The sequence below is a fragment of the Bradyrhizobium sp. Mp27 genome, from assembly GCF_029953005.1.
Lineage (GTDB): Bacteria > Pseudomonadota > Alphaproteobacteria > Rhizobiales > Xanthobacteraceae > Bradyrhizobium > Bradyrhizobium barranii.
The window spans coordinates 32,590-48,528 of sequence record NZ_JASAUS010000023.1; the positions used below are offsets into that span (position 1 = coordinate 32,590).

General features: G+C 64.7%; 14 protein-coding genes. 4 read left to right on the forward strand and 10 right to left on the reverse strand.

Going from position 1 to position 15,939, the window contains the following annotated elements:
• Positions 1–42: 42 nt before the first annotated feature.
• Genes QJT78_RS14975 through QJT78_RS14985 form a run of 3 tightly spaced genes read left to right on the forward strand, consistent with a single transcriptional unit; the run spans position 43 to position 4,392 of the window.
• Positions 43–1,104, forward strand: a complete 1,062-nt coding sequence (locus QJT78_RS14975; protein WP_028149854.1) for an efflux RND transporter periplasmic adaptor subunit — start codon at positions 43–45, stop codon at positions 1,102–1,104.
• On the forward strand, positions 1,101–3,431 hold the full coding sequence (locus tag QJT78_RS14980; protein ID WP_028149855.1) for an ABC transporter permease: 2,331 nt from the start codon (positions 1,101–1,103) through the stop codon (positions 3,429–3,431). The genes QJT78_RS14975 and QJT78_RS14980 overlap by 4 nt, the downstream gene beginning before the upstream one ends.
• Positions 3,418–4,392, forward strand: coding sequence for an HlyD family efflux transporter periplasmic adaptor subunit (locus QJT78_RS14985; RefSeq protein ID WP_028149856.1), 975 nt, complete (start codon positions 3,418–3,420; stop codon positions 4,390–4,392). The genes QJT78_RS14980 and QJT78_RS14985 overlap by 14 nt, the downstream gene beginning before the upstream one ends.
• 220 nt (positions 4,393–4,612) lie before the next feature.
• Here QJT78_RS14985 and QJT78_RS14990 read toward each other — a convergent pair whose 3' ends face one another.
• The 10 genes from QJT78_RS14990 to QJT78_RS15035 form a co-directional block, all read right to left on the reverse strand.
• Positions 4,613–5,620 (reverse strand): formate dehydrogenase subunit gamma, encoded by a 1,008-nt coding sequence (locus QJT78_RS14990; protein ID WP_028149857.1) that lies wholly within the window; start codon positions 5,618–5,620, stop codon positions 4,613–4,615.
• A gap of 35 nt (positions 5,621–5,655) precedes the next feature.
• A complete protein-coding gene (gene fdh3B / locus QJT78_RS14995) occupies positions 5,656–6,252 on the reverse strand; it encodes a formate dehydrogenase FDH3 subunit beta (RefSeq protein WP_028149858.1) in 597 nt (198 codons plus the stop codon).
• An 11-nt stretch (positions 6,253–6,263) separates the two neighbouring features.
• On the reverse strand, positions 6,264–9,206 hold the full coding sequence (locus QJT78_RS15000) for a formate dehydrogenase subunit alpha (protein ID WP_028149859.1): 2,943 nt from the start codon (positions 9,204–9,206) through the stop codon (positions 6,264–6,266).
• Between the two features lie 2 nt (positions 9,207–9,208).
• Positions 9,209–9,427 carry a twin-arginine translocation signal domain-containing protein gene (locus tag QJT78_RS15005; protein WP_028149860.1) on the reverse strand — a complete coding sequence of 73 codons (219 nt, stop codon included), beginning with the start codon at positions 9,425–9,427 and terminating at the stop codon, positions 9,209–9,211.
• A gap of 29 nt (positions 9,428–9,456) precedes the next feature.
• Positions 9,457–10,236 (reverse strand): molecular chaperone TorD family protein, encoded by a 780-nt coding sequence (locus tag QJT78_RS15010; RefSeq protein ID WP_028149861.1) that lies wholly within the window; start codon positions 10,234–10,236, stop codon positions 9,457–9,459.
• A 110-nt stretch (positions 10,237–10,346) separates the two neighbouring features.
• On the reverse strand, positions 10,347–11,006 hold the full coding sequence (locus QJT78_RS15015; RefSeq protein WP_312016876.1) for a DUF3306 domain-containing protein: 660 nt from the start codon (positions 11,004–11,006) through the stop codon (positions 10,347–10,349).
• Positions 10,984–11,502, reverse strand: a complete 519-nt coding sequence (locus QJT78_RS15020; protein ID WP_038942331.1) for a DUF3305 domain-containing protein — start codon at positions 11,500–11,502, stop codon at positions 10,984–10,986. The genes QJT78_RS15015 and QJT78_RS15020 overlap by 23 nt, the downstream gene beginning before the upstream one ends.
• Positions 11,499–12,506 (reverse strand): DUF6352 family protein, encoded by a 1,008-nt coding sequence (locus QJT78_RS15025; protein WP_028149864.1) that lies wholly within the window; start codon positions 12,504–12,506, stop codon positions 11,499–11,501. The genes QJT78_RS15020 and QJT78_RS15025 overlap by 4 nt, the downstream gene beginning before the upstream one ends.
• Positions 12,503–13,042, reverse strand: a complete 540-nt coding sequence (locus QJT78_RS15030; RefSeq protein ID WP_028149865.1) for a DUF6505 family protein — start codon at positions 13,040–13,042, stop codon at positions 12,503–12,505. The genes QJT78_RS15025 and QJT78_RS15030 overlap by 4 nt, the downstream gene beginning before the upstream one ends.
• Positions 13,039–13,794 carry a biotin/lipoate--protein ligase family protein gene (locus QJT78_RS15035; RefSeq protein ID WP_244433400.1) on the reverse strand — a complete coding sequence of 252 codons (756 nt, stop codon included), beginning with the start codon at positions 13,792–13,794 and terminating at the stop codon, positions 13,039–13,041. Before QJT78_RS15035 ends, QJT78_RS15030 begins: the two co-directional genes overlap by 4 nt.
• Before the next feature lie 147 nt (positions 13,795–13,941).
• On the opposite strand from QJT78_RS15035, the gene QJT78_RS15040 reads away from it, so the two are divergent.
• Positions 13,942–15,912 carry a 4Fe-4S binding protein gene (locus QJT78_RS15040; RefSeq protein WP_028149867.1) on the forward strand — a complete coding sequence of 657 codons (1,971 nt, stop codon included), beginning with the start codon at positions 13,942–13,944 and terminating at the stop codon, positions 15,910–15,912.
• The last annotated feature ends 27 nt before the right edge of the window (positions 15,913–15,939 follow it).

Below are 15,939 nucleotides of genomic sequence, written 5' to 3' on the forward strand. Positions count from 1 at the left end.
AATAAACTAGAGGCCATCCGGCCATCAGAGAGGGAGTCAGGCATGAACGTGCCGAGCTCTGACAAGGACGTTCAAAGCACGCCCGACGTGCCGAGTAACGGACCGGCGAAAGCCGCGCACAACCCGACACGCCCGCCCTCTATCATCGTCGGTGTCGTGGCAGCTGCTGTCGTCGGGCTTTCCGTCTTCTATCTGTTGCGCCCGGAGCCCTTGCTGGTTCAGGGCGAGGTCGATGCAACGCGGCTCGATATCGCGGCGCGCGTGGACGGACGGGTCGGCAAGATTCCCGTCGAGCGCGGCCAGAACGTGGCTGCGGGCGCGGTGCTGGTCCAGATCGACAATCCAGAGACGCTGGCCAAGCACGAGCAGATGAAGGCGGCCAAGGCTGTCGCGGACGCGCAGCTTGCCAACGTGCTGGTCGGAACGCGGGTGGAAGTGATCGCGGCACGGAAGGCGGAAATGGAGCGGGCGCAGGCGGCGCTGGTGCTGGCACAGAAGACGTTTGACCGTACACACACCTTGACCGAGCAAGGCAACGCGCCGCAAGCCCGCCTCGACCAGGCAACCGATGCGCTGCACGAAAGCGAGCGCGCCGTCGACCAGGCCAAATCGGCCTATGAGCAGGCGGTCAATGGCTACACCAAGGAGGAGCGGGCCATTGCCAAGACCAATGTCGAAAAGGCCAGTGCCGATATCCAGAGCGTTCAATCGATCATCGACCAGCTCGTGGTTTATGCGCCGGTAGCCTCGCAGATCTATCAGCGTAATGTGGAACCCGGCGAATACGTCTCGCCCGGCGTGCCGCTGGTGACCTTGATCAATCTGGCGGACCTCTGGGTGCATTTCGATCTTCGCGAGGATCTCGTCAAAGGCCTGAAGGTCGGCGATCGCTTCGATGTCCGCATCCCCGCCCTCGGCGACCGCCCCGTCACGGTCGAGGTCAAGCTCATCGCGACTAAGGGCGAATATGCAAGCTGGCGAGCCACGCGTGCTTCGGGCGATTTCGACCTGCGAACGTTTTCGATCCGTGCCTATCCCGTTCAGCCGGTGCCCGAACTGCGACCGGGAATGAGCGCCTATCTCGACTGGCGGTCGCGGCCATGAGGCCGGCGCCAAAGCCCGGATTTCTGCTGGTCGCGCGGCGCGAGTGCCGCTGGCTGCTTCATGATCGCGTGGCGCTGCTCCTGATCTTCGGCGTGCCGCTGTTCGCGTTCGTGGTCCTCACCACGGTCTTCAGCCGTCCAGTCATCCGCGGCCTCGGCGTGACTGTCGTCGACGAGGACAAGTCGGACGCCTCGCGCGCCCTGGTGGAATACATTGCGGCGTCGCCAAGCCTGAAGATCGTCGACCGCTCCGGCACGCTGTCCACGGCCGTGCAGGACATACGCTCCGGCAAGTCGATCTCGGCCGTCCACATCCCGCCGGATTTCGAGCGCGACCTGAAGGCCGCGCGCCGCCCGCAGATCGTCGGGTTTTATAACCAGCAGTTTTTGACTCCCTCGGGGATCGCATCCTCGGGTCTGAGCGATTCGCTTTCCGCCGCGGCAGCGGTGGCCGCTCCCGCCAGTCGCGCGGCACCTGCGCCGGCGTCCCTGGGTGCGCTCAAGGCGGAGACCATGGCGCTCGTCAATCCGCAGAAGAACTACGCGCAGTTCCTGCTGCGCGCGCTGCTGCCGACCATCATCCATGTGGTGATGACCCTCGCCGCCGGCTATTCCGTCGGCTCCGAATTCCGCCGCCGCGACGCCCGGGCCTGGCTCGAAAGCGCCGGCGGCGATCCGCTTGTCGCGCTGGCCGGCAAGCTCGCGCCGCTGTTCTGCATCTTCGTCCTGATCATGCTGGCCGAGCCGCTGTTCCTAGAAGGCGTGCTGGATATTCCCTTCAAGGGCGATCTGCCGTTGATGATCGCCGCGGCCTCGCTGCTGATCATCGCCTATCTGTCGCTCGGCGCCCTACTCCAGCTTCTGGTCGGCGATCTCGCCACCGGTCTCGGGCTTGCGGGCCTGATCGCGTCGCCCGCATTCGGCTATGCCGGCGTCGGCTTTCCCACCATCGGCATGAACGCGTTTGCGCAAGTCTGGAGCGCGATCCTGCCGCTTCGCTGGTACATGGCCGTCCTGCTGGGACAAGCCGCGCGGGGATTGCCGGTCGCGGATTCCGCCCTTCCCTTCGCGGCGCTTGCGGGCCTGGCGTTGCTCTTTGCCGGCCTGGCATGGCTGCGCATGGCGAACGTCACCCGCAAGGGCTGGTTTGCAACGGCGCGCCCTGCCGAGCCATCCGAGGCCAGCGACACGCCACGCGGCGTCGGCGGCGCCTTCGTGGCGGAGTGGCGGCGCGTGCTGGGAACACGGAGCGCCTTCACTCTGCTATTTGTCGCTCCGCTGGTCTACGGCATCTACTATCCCCAACCCTATTTGAACCAGATCCTTCGCAAGCTTCCGATTGCGGTCGTCGACAATGATCTCAGCGATCTCAGCCGGCAGATCGTCGAGACGCTGGATGCGAGCGGCGCATTGAGCGTGACGGTTCGCTCCCGAACGCTCGCCGAAGCGCGCGCCGCGATCGATCGCGGGCAGGCCTTTGCCGTCGTCGAGATTCCGCCCGACACCGAGCGCGACGTGCTCAAGGGCATCACCGCCCACATCCCCGTCTATGCCGACGCAACCTATCTTTTCATCTTCAGAACGAGCGCCAGCGGGTTGGCGACCGCCATCGGAACCTTGACGTCCGAGCTCGTTTCGCGCGGCGCGCGCTCCGATGGCAGCCTCGTCAAGGCGAAGCTGGCAAGCTCGAGCCCGGCCGACGTGCTGCTGCAGCCGATCTTCAACCCGGTGGGCGGCTATGCGAGCTACGTCGTTCCGGCGGCGTTCATCCTGATCCTGCAGCAGACCCTGCTGATCGGCGCCGCGATGCTGACCGGCACGGCGCTGGCGAGCGGAGGCGCAGCCTTTGCCGGCGTGCTCGGCCGCGGCATCGCGCATCTGACCGTCTACCTTCCTGCGCTCGCGCTCTACGTCATCGTGCTGCCCCGCATCTACGGTTTTTCCACGCTCGGCCATCTTCCGCAGATCCTCGCGCTCGCGAGTGTCTTCCTGCTGGCGACGAGTTTCATGGGGCAGGCTGTCGGGGCCTGGTTCACGCGACCGGAGAACGCAACCATCCTGTTGCTGGCGACCAGCCTGCCGCAGTTCTTCATGGCCGGCTTCGCGTGGCCGCGCGAAGCGATTCCGGACGTGGCCCTTGCGTTCGGCCGGTTGTTCCCGGCCGACTCCGCGATCGACGGCCTCGTGCGCGTCAACCAGCTCGGCGCCGGCATCTGGGAAGTTGCGCATGACTGGCTCGCATTGTGGTGCCTGGCGCTCGGCTACTTCGCGCTCGCGGTGATCTCGGCATTTGCAGTCAGGAGGAGACAGGGACATGCCCAACCTTAGACCTGCCGCCTTCGTCGCTATTCCGCTCGCGCTGGTCGCGGCGGGCGCGCTGCTCTATGTCGTGCGCCACTCGGCACCGCCCGCAGCCATCGTCGGCGTCGTGCGCGCGACCGAGATCAGGGTCGAGCCTGAGGTCAACGGCCAGCTGGTCTCGATCGCGGTCGAGAAGGGTGCCTCTGTGAAGGCCGGCGACGTCGTGGCGCGGCTATCGGCGGTGGAGTTGACGGCGCAGGCGGACCAGGCGCGTGCCGCGCTCGCGTCGGCAACCGCCAACCGCAACAACGTCTATGCCGGCGTCCGTCGCGAGCAGGTCGACTCGCTGAAAGCCGCCATCGCCAAGGCCAGCGCCCGCCTCGACTTCGTGCAGGCCCAGCTCACCCGGACCAGCACGCTGGCGCGCCAGAGCTTTGAATCCCAGCAGTCGCTCGACCAGGCCGAGAACGACGTCGCCAGCGCACGCGCCGGTGTGGCCGAGGCCCAGGCCAATTACGATGCGGCCGTGGCGGGCCCGACCCGGGAAGAGCGCGCTATCGCCGACACCCAGGTGCAGGCCGCGGCCGCCGCGGTCACCGTGCTCGAGCGCCGCCTCGACAAGATGGTGTTGCGCGCGCCGGCCGACGGCGTGGTCAGCGTCATCGCCGCCGAGGTCGGCGAGAACGTTCGCGCGGGTCAACCGATCCTGATGGTCGAGGCAGCGGGCAGGCAATGGCTCTCCTTCAACGTGCGCGAGGACCATCTCGATCGTCTCGCGATGGGAGAAACCGCGAATGTGATGCGGAACGGTGCCAATAGCGCGACGAAGGCGGTCATCACCGAGCTGCGGCCGCTCGGCGTGTTTGCCACCTGGCAGGCGGAGCGGGTGATTGGCGATCATGACCGCAACACGCTTCGCCTTCGCCTCGATCCCAAGGGAGAGATGGCCGGCCTTGAGCCGGGCATGACCGTCTGGATCGACCGCTAGCACCCCAGCGATTGAAATCGCAGAGCTACACTATTCCGACCATTTGCAAACGGTGTGCGCACCAAGCTCCAACCTGGGACCCGCTGATTGAGAGCCAGTTGCTTCCCATCCCAGGATGCTCATCGTCGATCGAATAAGCCGCAGATAGCTGCGCGAATATGCGGCGCCGTTGTGTTTGCCAAGGAGCGGACGCAATAGGGCCCGCGCCAGCCTCTCTCGTTCATTCCGCCGCAGCTGTTGCGGATCTCGACTGTTTGTCGTCCGATCCGGTCCGCGCCATCTGCTCGTCGAGCCAGAGGCTATGGTGTTCGCGTGCCCAGTTGAGATCGACGTCACCCGAGCCCATGGCCTCGAAGGCGCCCTCCATTCCGATCGTGCCGATATAGATGTGCGCCAGCATCGCGGCGACGAACAACACGCCGACGATGGCGTGAACGATCTGGGCCATCTGCATGCCTTCGATACCCGTGGTGTAGAACGGGAACATGAGGACATAGCCGCTCGCGGCGATCAGCCCTCCGCCGATGACGACAATCCAGTAGATCGCCTTCTGCCCGGCGTTGAACCGATAGGCCGGCGGATGATCATGGCCCAACATGCCGCCTCCCCGCTTCGCCCACTCGATATCCACCTTGTTCGGGATGTTGCCGGCGATCCACATCAGAAAGATCAAGACGACGCCGACGGTGAATGGGAAGCTCAGATAGTTGTGGGCGTACTTCGCCCATTGCGACCATTCGGAGAAAGCTTCGAAGCCGATCAACGGCAAGAGCAGCGGCCGTCCAAAGGTAATGTTCAATCCGGAGATCGCCAGAATGATAAAGCAGGTCGCGGTCATCCAGTGCACGAAACGCTCATAGACGTTGAAGCGCACGATAGTCCGGCCCGACCGTCCGCTGTCCAGACGAACCATGCCGCGTGTCAGATAGAAGATCACGATCGCCGCGAGCATGCCGATAATGGCAACGCCGCCGATCCAGAGCAGGATCACGGTACGGAATTCGCGCCATTCGCGCCCCTGCGGCTGCACCAGCACACTGGAGCGTTGGTCGGGGATGCTGACGCGGCCCTGGATGCGGTCGAATTCCTGCAACAACTGCTGCTCCTTCACCGAGCTCGCGGTCGGGTTGACCTGCTGGGCGCTCACCGGGACCGGCGCCGCCATGACGAGCAGGAGCAGAGCCCAGGCGCCGAAGGCAAGCCGAACGAACTTTCCACATGACACCATGAGCTCCTCCTGGATGTTCTCCGTCGCAACTCGCATCAGGACTCGATCATCTCGCGATAGGCCGTCTTCCAGCCCCAGGCACCTGAGCCGTAGCCGCGTTTCAGCACGCGCTCCTTGTAGATCTGAGCGATGATCTCGCCGTCGCCAGCGAGTAGCGACTTCGTCGAGCACATTTCGGCGCAGAGCGGCAGCTTGCCTTCGGCAAGCCGGTTCGCGCCGTATTTCTCGTATTCCTCCTTACTGCCATCGGCCTCGGGGCCGCCGGCGCAATAGGTGCATTTGTCCATCTTGCCGCGCGAGCCGAAATTACCGACCTTCGGATATTGCGGCGCCCCGAACGGGCAAGCGTAGAAGCAGTAACCGCAGCCGATGCAGAGGTCCTTGGAGTGCAGAACCACGCCATCGGCGGTGGTATAGAAGCAGTTCACCGGGCACACTGCCGCGCAGGGCGCGTCCGTGCAGTGCATGCAGGCCATCGAGACTGAGCGTTCCCCAGGCTTACCGTCATTGATGGTGACGACGCGTCGCCGGTTGATGCCCCAGGGCACCTCGTGCTCGTTCTTGCAAGCGGTGACGCAGGCATTGCATTCGATGCAACGGTCGGCGTCGCAGAGGAATTTCATACGTGCCATCGTCGTTGCTCCTATGCCGCCGCGATCTGGCAGAGAGTGACCTTGGGCTCCTGCATGCCTGTCGCGGGATCGTAGCCGTAGGTGGTGATCGTGTTGGCGCTTTCGCCGAGCACGATCGGGTCGGTCCCCTTCGGATAGTTGCCGCGAAGGTCTTTGCCTGCGAGCCAACCGCCGAAGTGGAAGGGCATCCAGGCAACTCCCTTGCCGACACGCTCGGTGACGAGCGCCTTCATCCGCGCCCTGGAATTGTTCTCCGCGCCCGTGACCCAGACCCAGCCGCCGTCCTTGACGCCGCGGTCGGCGGCATCGGCAGGATTGATCTCGATGAACATGTCCTGCTGCAATTCGGCGAGCCACGGGTTCGTGCGGGTCTCCTCGCCGCCGCCCTCATATTCGACCAGACGGCCGGACGACAGGATGAGCGGGAACTGTTTTGCAAGTCCCTTCTCCACCGCCGCCTTCTGCACCGAGAACCCAATATTGGGCATGCGGAACTGTTGGGCGTCGGGTAGCGTCGGATATTTGGCGACGAGGTCGACGCGCGGCGTGTAGATCGGCTCGCGGTGGACCGGAATGGGATCGGGCAAGCCGAAGGCATTCATCCGCGCCTTGCCGTTGCCGTACGGCACGCAACCATGCGCCAGCGCCACGCGCTGGATACCCCCCGACAGGTCGAGCGACCACGACACCGTGTCCGGATTGGCGGGATTGATCTTGTTGATCGTTGCCATCTCCGCTTCGGTGAGCTCGCTGTCCCAGCCGAGCTTCTTCAGGCTCGCCAGCGTGAACTCCGGATAGCCGTCCTGGATCCCCGATCCCAGCGAGTACGAGCCGTCGGCGAGCAGGCTCACTTTCCGCGTCGTGCCGTCCGGCAGCTTCTCCTCGCGCTCGATGCCGAAGCGTGGGCGGAACGTACCGCCGCCATCCATCACATGCAGATTGGTGTTGTAAAGCAGCGGCGTGCCGGGATGCTTGACCTCCGGCGATCCCCAGCATGGCCAGGGCAGACCGTAATAGTCGCCGCCGACCTCGGGATCGTCCTTCGGCGCCCGCATCGTCAGCAGGTCGAACTTCGCCTGGTTCTTCATGTGCGCCTTGAGGCGCTCTGGCGATTGCCCGCAATAGCCGGTCGACCAGCTACCGCGGTTCATCTCGCGCAGCACATCCTCCGCCTCGGGCAGATTGTTCTCGACCTTGATGTTCTTGAACATCTGGTCGGCGAATCCGAACTTCTTCGCCAAGCGATAGATGATTTCGAGATCATCCTTCGACTCGAAGATCGGCTTCACGATCTGCTCGCCCCATTGCAACGAGCGGTTCGAGGCCACGCGCGACCCCTTGCACTCGAATTGCGTGGCGACAGGGAGGATGTAGACACCATCCTTGCGTCCGGCTTCGACCGAGAGCGAGGCCCAGGTCGTCGGATGCGGGTCGGCGATGACGAGCAGCTCGAGTGCCTTCAGGCCATTCAGTGATTCCGGAACGCGGGTGATGCTGTTGGAGGCGTGCCCCTGCACGAACACAGCCTTCACATTGTCCTTCTGCGCCACCTGATCCTTTGGCAGCGTCACCGCTTCGAACCAGCGGGTCAGCGGAATGCCGGGAGTTTCCATGATCTGCTTGGTATCGAAGCGCGACTTCAGGAAGTCGTAGTCGACCTCCCAAACCCGCGACCAGTGCTTCCAGGCGCCTTCCGTGAGGCCATAGTAGAACGGCAGCGTGACGATATCGAGCCCGACATCGGTCGCGCCCTGCACATTGTCGTGGCCACGGAAGATGTTGGCGCCCATGCCTGCTCCGCCGACATTGCCTGTCATCAGAAGCGCGATGCAGCTCGCCCGCACGTTGGCGGTGCCGACCGTCTTCTGGGTCTGCCCCATGGCCCAGATCAGCGTCGCGGGCTTCTCGGTGGCAAACATCTTGGCGACGCGCTTGAGCTGCTCTCCGGGAATGCCGGTGACGCGCTCGACCTCTTCCGGAGGCCACTTCTCCACTTCCTTGCGGAGATCGTCGAATCCGTAGACACGCTGCCGGATGAACTCCTTGTCCTCCCAACCGTTCTGGAGAATGTGCCACATGATGCCGTAGAGCACCGGGATGTCGGTGCCCGGCCGCATGCGCACGTACTCTGTCGCGTGTGCGGCGGTGCGCGTCAGGCGCGGATCGATGACGATGAAGTTGGCCTTCTGCAACTCCTTGCCTTCGAGCAGGTGTTGCAGCGATACCGGATGCGCCTCGGCCGGATTGCCGCCCAGAATGACCTGCGTCTTCGCATTGCGGATATCATTGTAACTGTTAGTCATCGCACCGTAGCCCCAGGTGTTGGCGACGCCGGTGACGGTTGTTGAATGGCAGATGCGGGCCTGATGATCGGTGTTGTTGGTTCCCCAGAACGCGCCGAGCTTGCGGAACAGATAGGCTCCCTCGTTGGTCATCTTGGCCGAGCCGAGCCAGTAGACGGAATCGGGGCCGGACTTCTCACGCACGGCCTGAAGCTTGTCGCCGATTTCGTTGATCGCGGTGTCCCAGGAAACGCGGGTCCACTGCCCGCCCACAAGCTTCATCGGGTAGCGTAGCCGCCGCTCGCTATGCACGAGCTCGCGCACGGAGGCGCCCTTGGCACAATGCGAGCCGCGATTGATCGGGGAGTCCCAGCTCGGCTCCTGGCCGATCCACACCCCGTTCAGGACCTCCGCTGTCACCGTGCATCCGACCGAACAGTGGGTGCAAATGCTCTTGCGGATGGTCGCGCCCGCAGTGAGCGGCCCGGCAGCGGCCGCTTCTGCCTTGCGCACGCTGCCAATCGGCAGAGTGCCAAGAGCTGTGAGCGCGCCGCCGGCAAGACCGGATTTGCGCAGAAAACTGCGGCGGTCGAGACCGCTAGCCTGACCCGCAAGGGACTCCGCGACGGAGCCGTGGCGTGAAGAATGCTGGTGTGTTCGCCTGATCAGCACGGTCAGCCTCCCTTGGCCGGATAACGGTTGACGCGGTAAAAGGCCTTGACGTGATCCGTTTCCTTGTAGCGAGCCTTTCGCTTCTCATCGTTGGTTTCGCTATCGGCCTGCGCGGAGCCGACCAGGGGCATCGCGAGCGTCGCACCGGCGCCGACCGTGCCGATTCCGACCTTGCGCAAGAAGGCACGGCGCCCGTTTGTGGTTTTCCCGTTTTCACTCATCGCATCTCTCCAGGACCTGCACGTGCGGCTCAGTTGGCGAACGTGAATGCTTCCGTCTCGATCTCGATGAAGGCGCGACCGAACGCGCCGACCGCACGATAGAAGGTGGCGCTCTCTGCTCTCTCGATATCGGCAAACAGCCGCCCCATCCAGGGAGCAACGTGTTTCTCGAAGAAGGCGCGCTGTACGTCAGACGACGCCTCGAAGCGGCCGCCGGCAAAGCCTGCCATGATCTCGCACAGGATGGCCGCGTGATCTTCCGGCTCCGAATTGTTCGCGACGCGTTCGATTCCCAACGCAGCAAGATCGGCGCGCAGGCGTGACAGCGGCCGCTCGTTGAGAAAGCCGGTCAGGTAGTAGGAGGCATAGGGCAAGACCTCGCCGCGGCCGAGCCCGACGAACAGGTCGAAATATTCACGTTCGACCTTCGCTGCGTCGGGCTCGGCGGCGGCTGCGGCTAGCGCAGCGTGCGCGCGCTCGAGCGGCGTCGCGTCGCCGGACAATCTGGTCAGTTGGTCGAGGAGCCATTCTGACGGCGCCGCGGACAAGAGTGTCGCCAGCAGCCGATATTCCTGCGCACGCGCCGCATCGACGGGGTCAATCGGCTCTTCGGACAAGAGCGGCTCGCCATACAGATCAGGCCGCAAGTCACTGCGCGATACGCCGGTGGCAGCTTCGACTGCAATCACCCGTTGTGCGGGTATCTTGCTCCAGTTCGAAACGGAAGGCTGGCTGATCCCGATTTTGCGCGCAAGCTGGGCAACGCCGCCAGCGGCGTCAATGGCGCGATCGAGACCATCATCACGCACATGGACCTCCATCAAAGTCCGAGGTGCTTGATTTTTGCTTTAGTTACAAAGCGCTAGACGAAGCGTAGTCCCGGTTCCGCGGAGGGTCAATCGCCTCCCATAACCTGAGGCTATGATCTTTCGTCGGGTCCCTGGCGGGGCAATGCACGACCATGCGTCCGGCGCCGAACCGAGACTCGTTCGCTTTCGGTGCTTACAAACTGCGTTGGTTGCGTTGCGGAAGGAACCGCCGGTTCGGTGGTCGCGGCTTCTTCGGCGATGATCACAACGTCTGGCGTCTCGGCTTGGCGCAATTCCTGCGAAGAATCCGCAACTTCAGCCGGCGTCTCTGACCGCGCCTCGGCTGACTTGCGGAGGCCGCCGACGATCCTGTCAAGGAGCGCGGCCAGCTCTCCCTCGGAGCAATCCAGCGGACCAAAGCCCGGCATCGCCGCCGGATCATTGAAGTCCCATGCGTTCTCCGCAAGCCCTACGAAATCGCGAATGGTGGGATCGGCACTCCAGGCGCGACGAAGCGCCGCACGCGTCAGCTCCTGCGGAATCCCTTTGCGCAGGAAGGCCCTGACGTCCGTAGCTGATGTGATCGACTCGATCGAAGGCAGGCTCGACAGGTCGACGTCCATCTCGTCGTCCTTGACGGCGGGCTCTGGTGCACACTGCACGTCGTCGTGCATTACCTTGTCCGGCGGCGTGGCGTTCGCCTTCGCCTCCTGCTTGCGGCGTGACCACCGCGCCAGAAACTCGTCCTCACTCATTGCGTCCGCCTTCATGCTGACGGCGCGCCAGCGCCTCCGGATCGGCCTGCCGTCGCTTGCGCTTGAAGAACTCCCGTTCGACATGGTGCTCGGCGACGAAACTTTCAATCGCCTCGCGCAGCATCTCCGGCATGGGCACCGCCTCGACGAGATTGGCGCCGGCCTCGGTGAATGCCTCGCCTTCCGAGGGATCTGCGGTGGCGGCGGTCACCGAATAGGGCCAGGCGCTTTCTGCGGGCGACAACACAGTCCAAATGCTCGGACTGCCCGAAGCGAGATTGTCGCGATAGCGTGCCGTCTCGGACGGATAGAGATCGACCGTGGCACTCCCGGCGTAGAAAAGCGTCGTCCTGTCCTCTTCGCGGAGAACCGTCCACGGCCTTGTACCCGGCTCGTCCGGCAGCACAGCAACAGCGCGCCAGACAAAGTCGGTCCACGCCGAGCCCGCCTTGTGTCGCTCGACCACGATGCCGACGGGAAAGCGGAGAAGCGGCAGCGCGGCGGGGTTCACGTCACCATCTCCAGGCGTTTGATCGGTAGCCCTGTCAGCAGATTCTGCGGCTTCATCCGAAGCTTCTGGTCGGGCGTCATCGCGAGGATGAGATAGACCGGCTCGCCTCGCAGATCGTCCATAGCCGCACTCGTGTCCGCAAACGTCAGGCGGAACAGGGCGAGCACGCGCCCGGCGCTGTGTTCGTCGAGCCGCTCGCCATGCCAGAGACGGTCGCCTATTCTCGTGGCATCGGCGTCGAGGCCGACATACCAGGTGAGCCGCGCATCATGCAGCTCGCGCAGCGGCTCGACGGCGACATCGACCGCCAGCAAATGGGAGATCCAGCGCACCATTACCTGCGCCAGCGCAATTGGTCCTCGGCCACCCGCGGTGAGGTCGCACGCCATGTCGAATTGGTCGCTTCGTTGCCAATAATCACCGGCATTCTCGTCGCGCAGCACGTCAAGCTGGGCATCGGTCATTGCCCCCAGCATCGACATCAACGAGAGCACAGGCGTCGGGCTCTGCCCACCGACGACCTCTTCGTCGCCGAGCAGCAAGGCCTGGTCATGCGGCAGGATGCGCTGCGGACGGAAGAACAGCTCGGCCGCACGCAGCACAAAGGGGTCCCCGCAGCCATCGAGCACATTGCGCAGGATCACGTGCACGAGCTGATTGACGAATAGCGGCGGCAGATCGTTGACCCGCGACCGGACGGTTGCGAGGTAGGCCGCCTCAAGCGTTGGATGCCGCAAGAGGAGATCGCGAAAGGCGAGCACGAACCGCCAGTTTTCGCGTGCGTCCTCATCGGCGACCGCCGCGATCTCGTCCGCGCTGACAGCCTGGCGTGGGTCGCCGAGCAGCTCGCGGTGCAGCCTTCGTTCGACCGGACATGCATCGCGCGGCGGCATCAGCTCCGGACGGGCAAAACAGGCTTTGAGGAACTCATCGGTGACACAAAGCCCGCCGCTCTCGTCGCGATCGAGCAGATGGTGGCCGCACGCGATCCAGAAATCCTTCATCGCGGCCGCGGCTCCCGCCCCATATCGGCAAGGTGGAGATCATGGTCTGGCTCTACGTCATCCTCCACTTCCATGAACGAGAATGCCTTGCCGTGTCCCTGGCCTTCGCGCAGTTGCAACCTGCGGAACGCCTCGCGGACCTCGCCACCGCTTGCCGAGCGGTGGACCGCGATCAGCGAGCTGATCGGATGGGCGCAGAGCGATTGCACGAAGGCGACTTCCTCCTCCGCAGCAGCTCTCGCAGTCGCAACGTCCGGTGCGCCAAAGCGATCGACGAGTTGCCTGGCGAGGAGCTCGATCAGCGCCCGGCAATCGTCCTCTGTCGCCGGGACAATCTGCGTCAATGTCGACCAGCCCCAGGATTTCACGCCGAGGAAGCCACTCCGGAAGGCGGCGCGCGCCTTGCCGGCCAACTTCGCCGGATCCTGATCGCAGAAGCGGAAGGCGCCGGAGACGGCCCATTCGCCAGGGTCGGCTGCCGCGTCGAACACGAAAGTGTCGGAGGGATCGAGCGCGATGGTGCGCAAGAGTTTCACAGCCGCGGCCCTCCGAGCTTCGGATCGAGCCAGGACGGCGTAGCGAGTGCTTCGACGAGTTCGCCCCGCTCGGTCCTGTCGGTGCCGATGCGCCGTGTGAGGAGATCGCCGCGATCGTCGATCCGCTGCAGCGTTTGCCGCTCGCGAGCCAAGCGGCTCAGATAGTCGCGCGCAACGCTGTCAAAACCATCGACCCGCCAGGTGTCGATCGCCCGCATCAGGTGCCGCGCAAAGCTCTCGGTGACCTGCACGGCCCCAGCTTCGCCAAACCCCTCCTCGTCCAGCGCGGACGCAAGCGGGTGAACGCCTCCCCCCCGGTCCGTCATCGCAACGGTCCGGATCATGGCGCCAAACACGAGCCAGGCCGGCGGATCGTCCTCGCGCGCGGACGACGGCCATCCCAGCCGTCCGCCACCGACCAGGCCGCCATCAATCCGGACCGCGTCGGGCCAGTCGATCGCCACTGTCTTGTTCGGCGGCGCATAGGCGCGAAGCGCATCGGTGAGCGCGACCATGCCTGCATAGAAGGCGAACCGCGCTGTGCTCAAGCATTCGGCCGGCTCGAGCACCACGGCAAATTCGGCAAGATCGAACCGCCCGACATAGACCAGCGTGCCGGCGCCGCTATCGTGTGCAATGCGGCAAGCGTGGGCAAAGGCGTCTCCCCCCTCGCGCAGCCGGACGAGCGCGAATGGCGGCGGCAGATGGATCGGTTCCGCCAGGGAAACATGGATGGTAGGGGTCGACGGCAAGGCCGCCTCCACTTTCCTTTTCTTCCCGATAGGGAATATCTATACGAGGTGTAGAAACGGCGCGAGTCCGCTCTGCGCCGCACTGACGGAGGGATTCACCTGGAGCAGCCAGCGAAGACCGTCCTGATCTGCTCGTGCGAGGACACGATGCGCCTCGACACGGCCGCGATCCGGCGTGGCTGCCCCAACTGCAAGATCAGGAATTTTCGTCACCTTTGCGGCGCGGAGCTCGATCATTTCCGCAACGCAGCAAAGGCGGACGGCGCGCTGACCGTCGCCTGCACGCAGCAGGCGGCGCAGTTCACCGATGAGGCCGGCGAGCGCCCTGACGGGATCACCTTTGTCAACATCCGCGAGACGGCGGGCTGGTCGCGCGACGGCGCGCACGCGGGCGCGAAGATGGCTGCGCTGCTTGCGGCGGCAGCTATTCCCAGGCCAGACTATCCGCTGGTCACGCTATCGAGCGACGGCATCATCCTGATCTACGGGCGCGACGACGCCGCGATCGACGCCGGCCGGCTGCTCGCGGACCACCTCGATGTCACCGTTATGCTCAAGCAGCCGGCAGACATCGCGCCGCCGACGGCGACGGACTTCCCGATCGTGAAGGGCACGATCCGCAGCGCGCGTGGACACTTTGGCGCCTTTGAACTCATCATCGACGACTACGCCCAGCCACGCCCGTCTTCGCGCGACCGCTTCATATTCGAAGCTCCGCGCAACGGGGCGACCTCGCGCTGCGATCTCGTGCTCGACCTCTCCGGCGAGATGCCCCTATTTCCCGCGCACGACCTGCGCGACGGCTACCAGCGCGCGGACCCCAGAGATCCCGCCGCCGTGCTGCGCGCCGTGCTCGCCGCGCGCGATCTCGTCGGCAGCTTCGACAAGCCAAAATATGTCGACTTCACGCCCAGCCTTTGTGCGCATTCGCGCTCGAAGCTGACCGGGTGCCGTCGCTGCCTCGATCTGTGTCCGACGGGTGCGATCACGCCGGCCGGCGACCATGTCGCTGTCAATGCGGAAATCTGCGCTGGCTGCGGGCAGTGCGCAGCCGCCTGCCCCACGGGTGCGGCGTCCTACGCGCTGCCACCGCCCGACACCCAGTTGCAGATCGTGCGTGCCATCCTGCTCGCCTATCGCGAGGCCGGCGGCACGCATCCGGTGCTGCTGCTGCATGACGGTCCACACGGCACCGCGCTGATCGACGCGCTCGCCCGGCACGGCGACGGACTGCCGGCCAACGTGCTTCCCCTCGCCGTTAATGAGCTGACACAGGTCGGGTTGGAAACGGTCATCGCTGCGTTCGCCTACGGCGCGTCCGCGGTGCGGTTCCTGCTGCGCGCAAAGCCTCGGCACGAGGTGACCGGGCTGTCGCAGACGATCGCCTTCGCCGAGGCCATTCTTGCGGGCCTCGGATTTGACGGGCACCGTGTGACCACGATCGAAACCGACGATCCCGACGCGCTCGGCGGGCAACTGCGCGGGCTCGAGATGCTTGCCTCCGTCGCGACGCCGGCAACCTTCAAGACAGTCGGCAAGCGGCGCGACCTGCTGCGATTTGCCTTGAGCGAATTGCACCGCCTGGCGCCCAAGCCCGTCGACGTGATCGCCCTGCCGCCAGGCGCGCCGATCGGCGCGGTGAGCGTCGATACGGATGGTTGCACGTTGTGCCTCTCCTGCGTCTCCGCCTGTCCGACCGGCGCGCTGCGCGACGATCCCGAGCGTCCGGTGCTCAGATTCGTCGAAGATGCCTGCGTGCAATGTGGGCTGTGCCAGAGCACCTGCCCCGAGAAGGTTATCACGCTCAAGCCGCAGATTGATTTCCGCGCCGGCCGCGCGCCGGCACAAGTGATCAAGGAGGAGGAGCCTGCGCTCTGCATCCGCTGCGGTGCCGCATTCGGCGTCAAGAGTACGATCGATCGGATCGCAGCGAAGCTGGAGGGCCGGCATTGGATGTATCCGGCCGGCGACAAGCGTCTCGACGCAATCAGGATGTGCGCAGATTGCCGCGTGACCGTGATGAGCGAGCAGCAGTTCGATCCGTTCCAGTCCGTTCCGGAACGCGCGCCGCCTCGAACCACCGAGGACTATCTGCGAGGGCGGAACGGCAAGTCTTAGGATGCGAACCTGCTCGATCCGATTGCA

Bases quoted from the DNA above. Each gene is read 5' to 3' on its own strand.
- fdh3B (WP_028149858.1), bottom strand. From the start codon at position 6,252: ATGGCACGTATGAAATTCCTCTGCGACGCCGACCGTTGCATCGAATGC.
- QJT78_RS15005 (WP_028149860.1), bottom strand. From the start codon at position 9,427: ATGAGTGAAAACGGGAAAACCACAAACGGGCGCCGTGCCTTCTTGCGC.
- QJT78_RS14990 (WP_028149857.1), bottom strand. From the start codon at position 5,620: ATGGTGTCATGTGGAAAGTTCGTTCGGCTTGCCTTCGGCGCCTGGGCT.
- QJT78_RS14985 (WP_028149856.1), top strand. From the start codon at position 3,418: ATGCCCAACCTTAGACCTGCCGCCTTCGTCGCTATTCCGCTCGCGCTG.
- QJT78_RS15040 (WP_028149867.1), top strand. From the start codon at position 13,942: ATGCGCCTCGACACGGCCGCGATCCGGCGTGGCTGCCCCAACTGCAAG.
- QJT78_RS15025 (WP_028149864.1), bottom strand. From the start codon at position 12,506: ATGAAGGATTTCTGGATCGCGTGCGGCCACCATCTGCTCGATCGCGAC.
- QJT78_RS15015 (WP_312016876.1), bottom strand. From the start codon at position 11,006: ATGAAGGCGGACGCAATGAGTGAGGACGAGTTTCTGGCGCGGTGGTCA.
- QJT78_RS14975 (WP_028149854.1), top strand. From the start codon at position 43: ATGAACGTGCCGAGCTCTGACAAGGACGTTCAAAGCACGCCCGACGTG.
- QJT78_RS14980 (WP_028149855.1), top strand. From the start codon at position 1,101: ATGAGGCCGGCGCCAAAGCCCGGATTTCTGCTGGTCGCGCGGCGCGAG.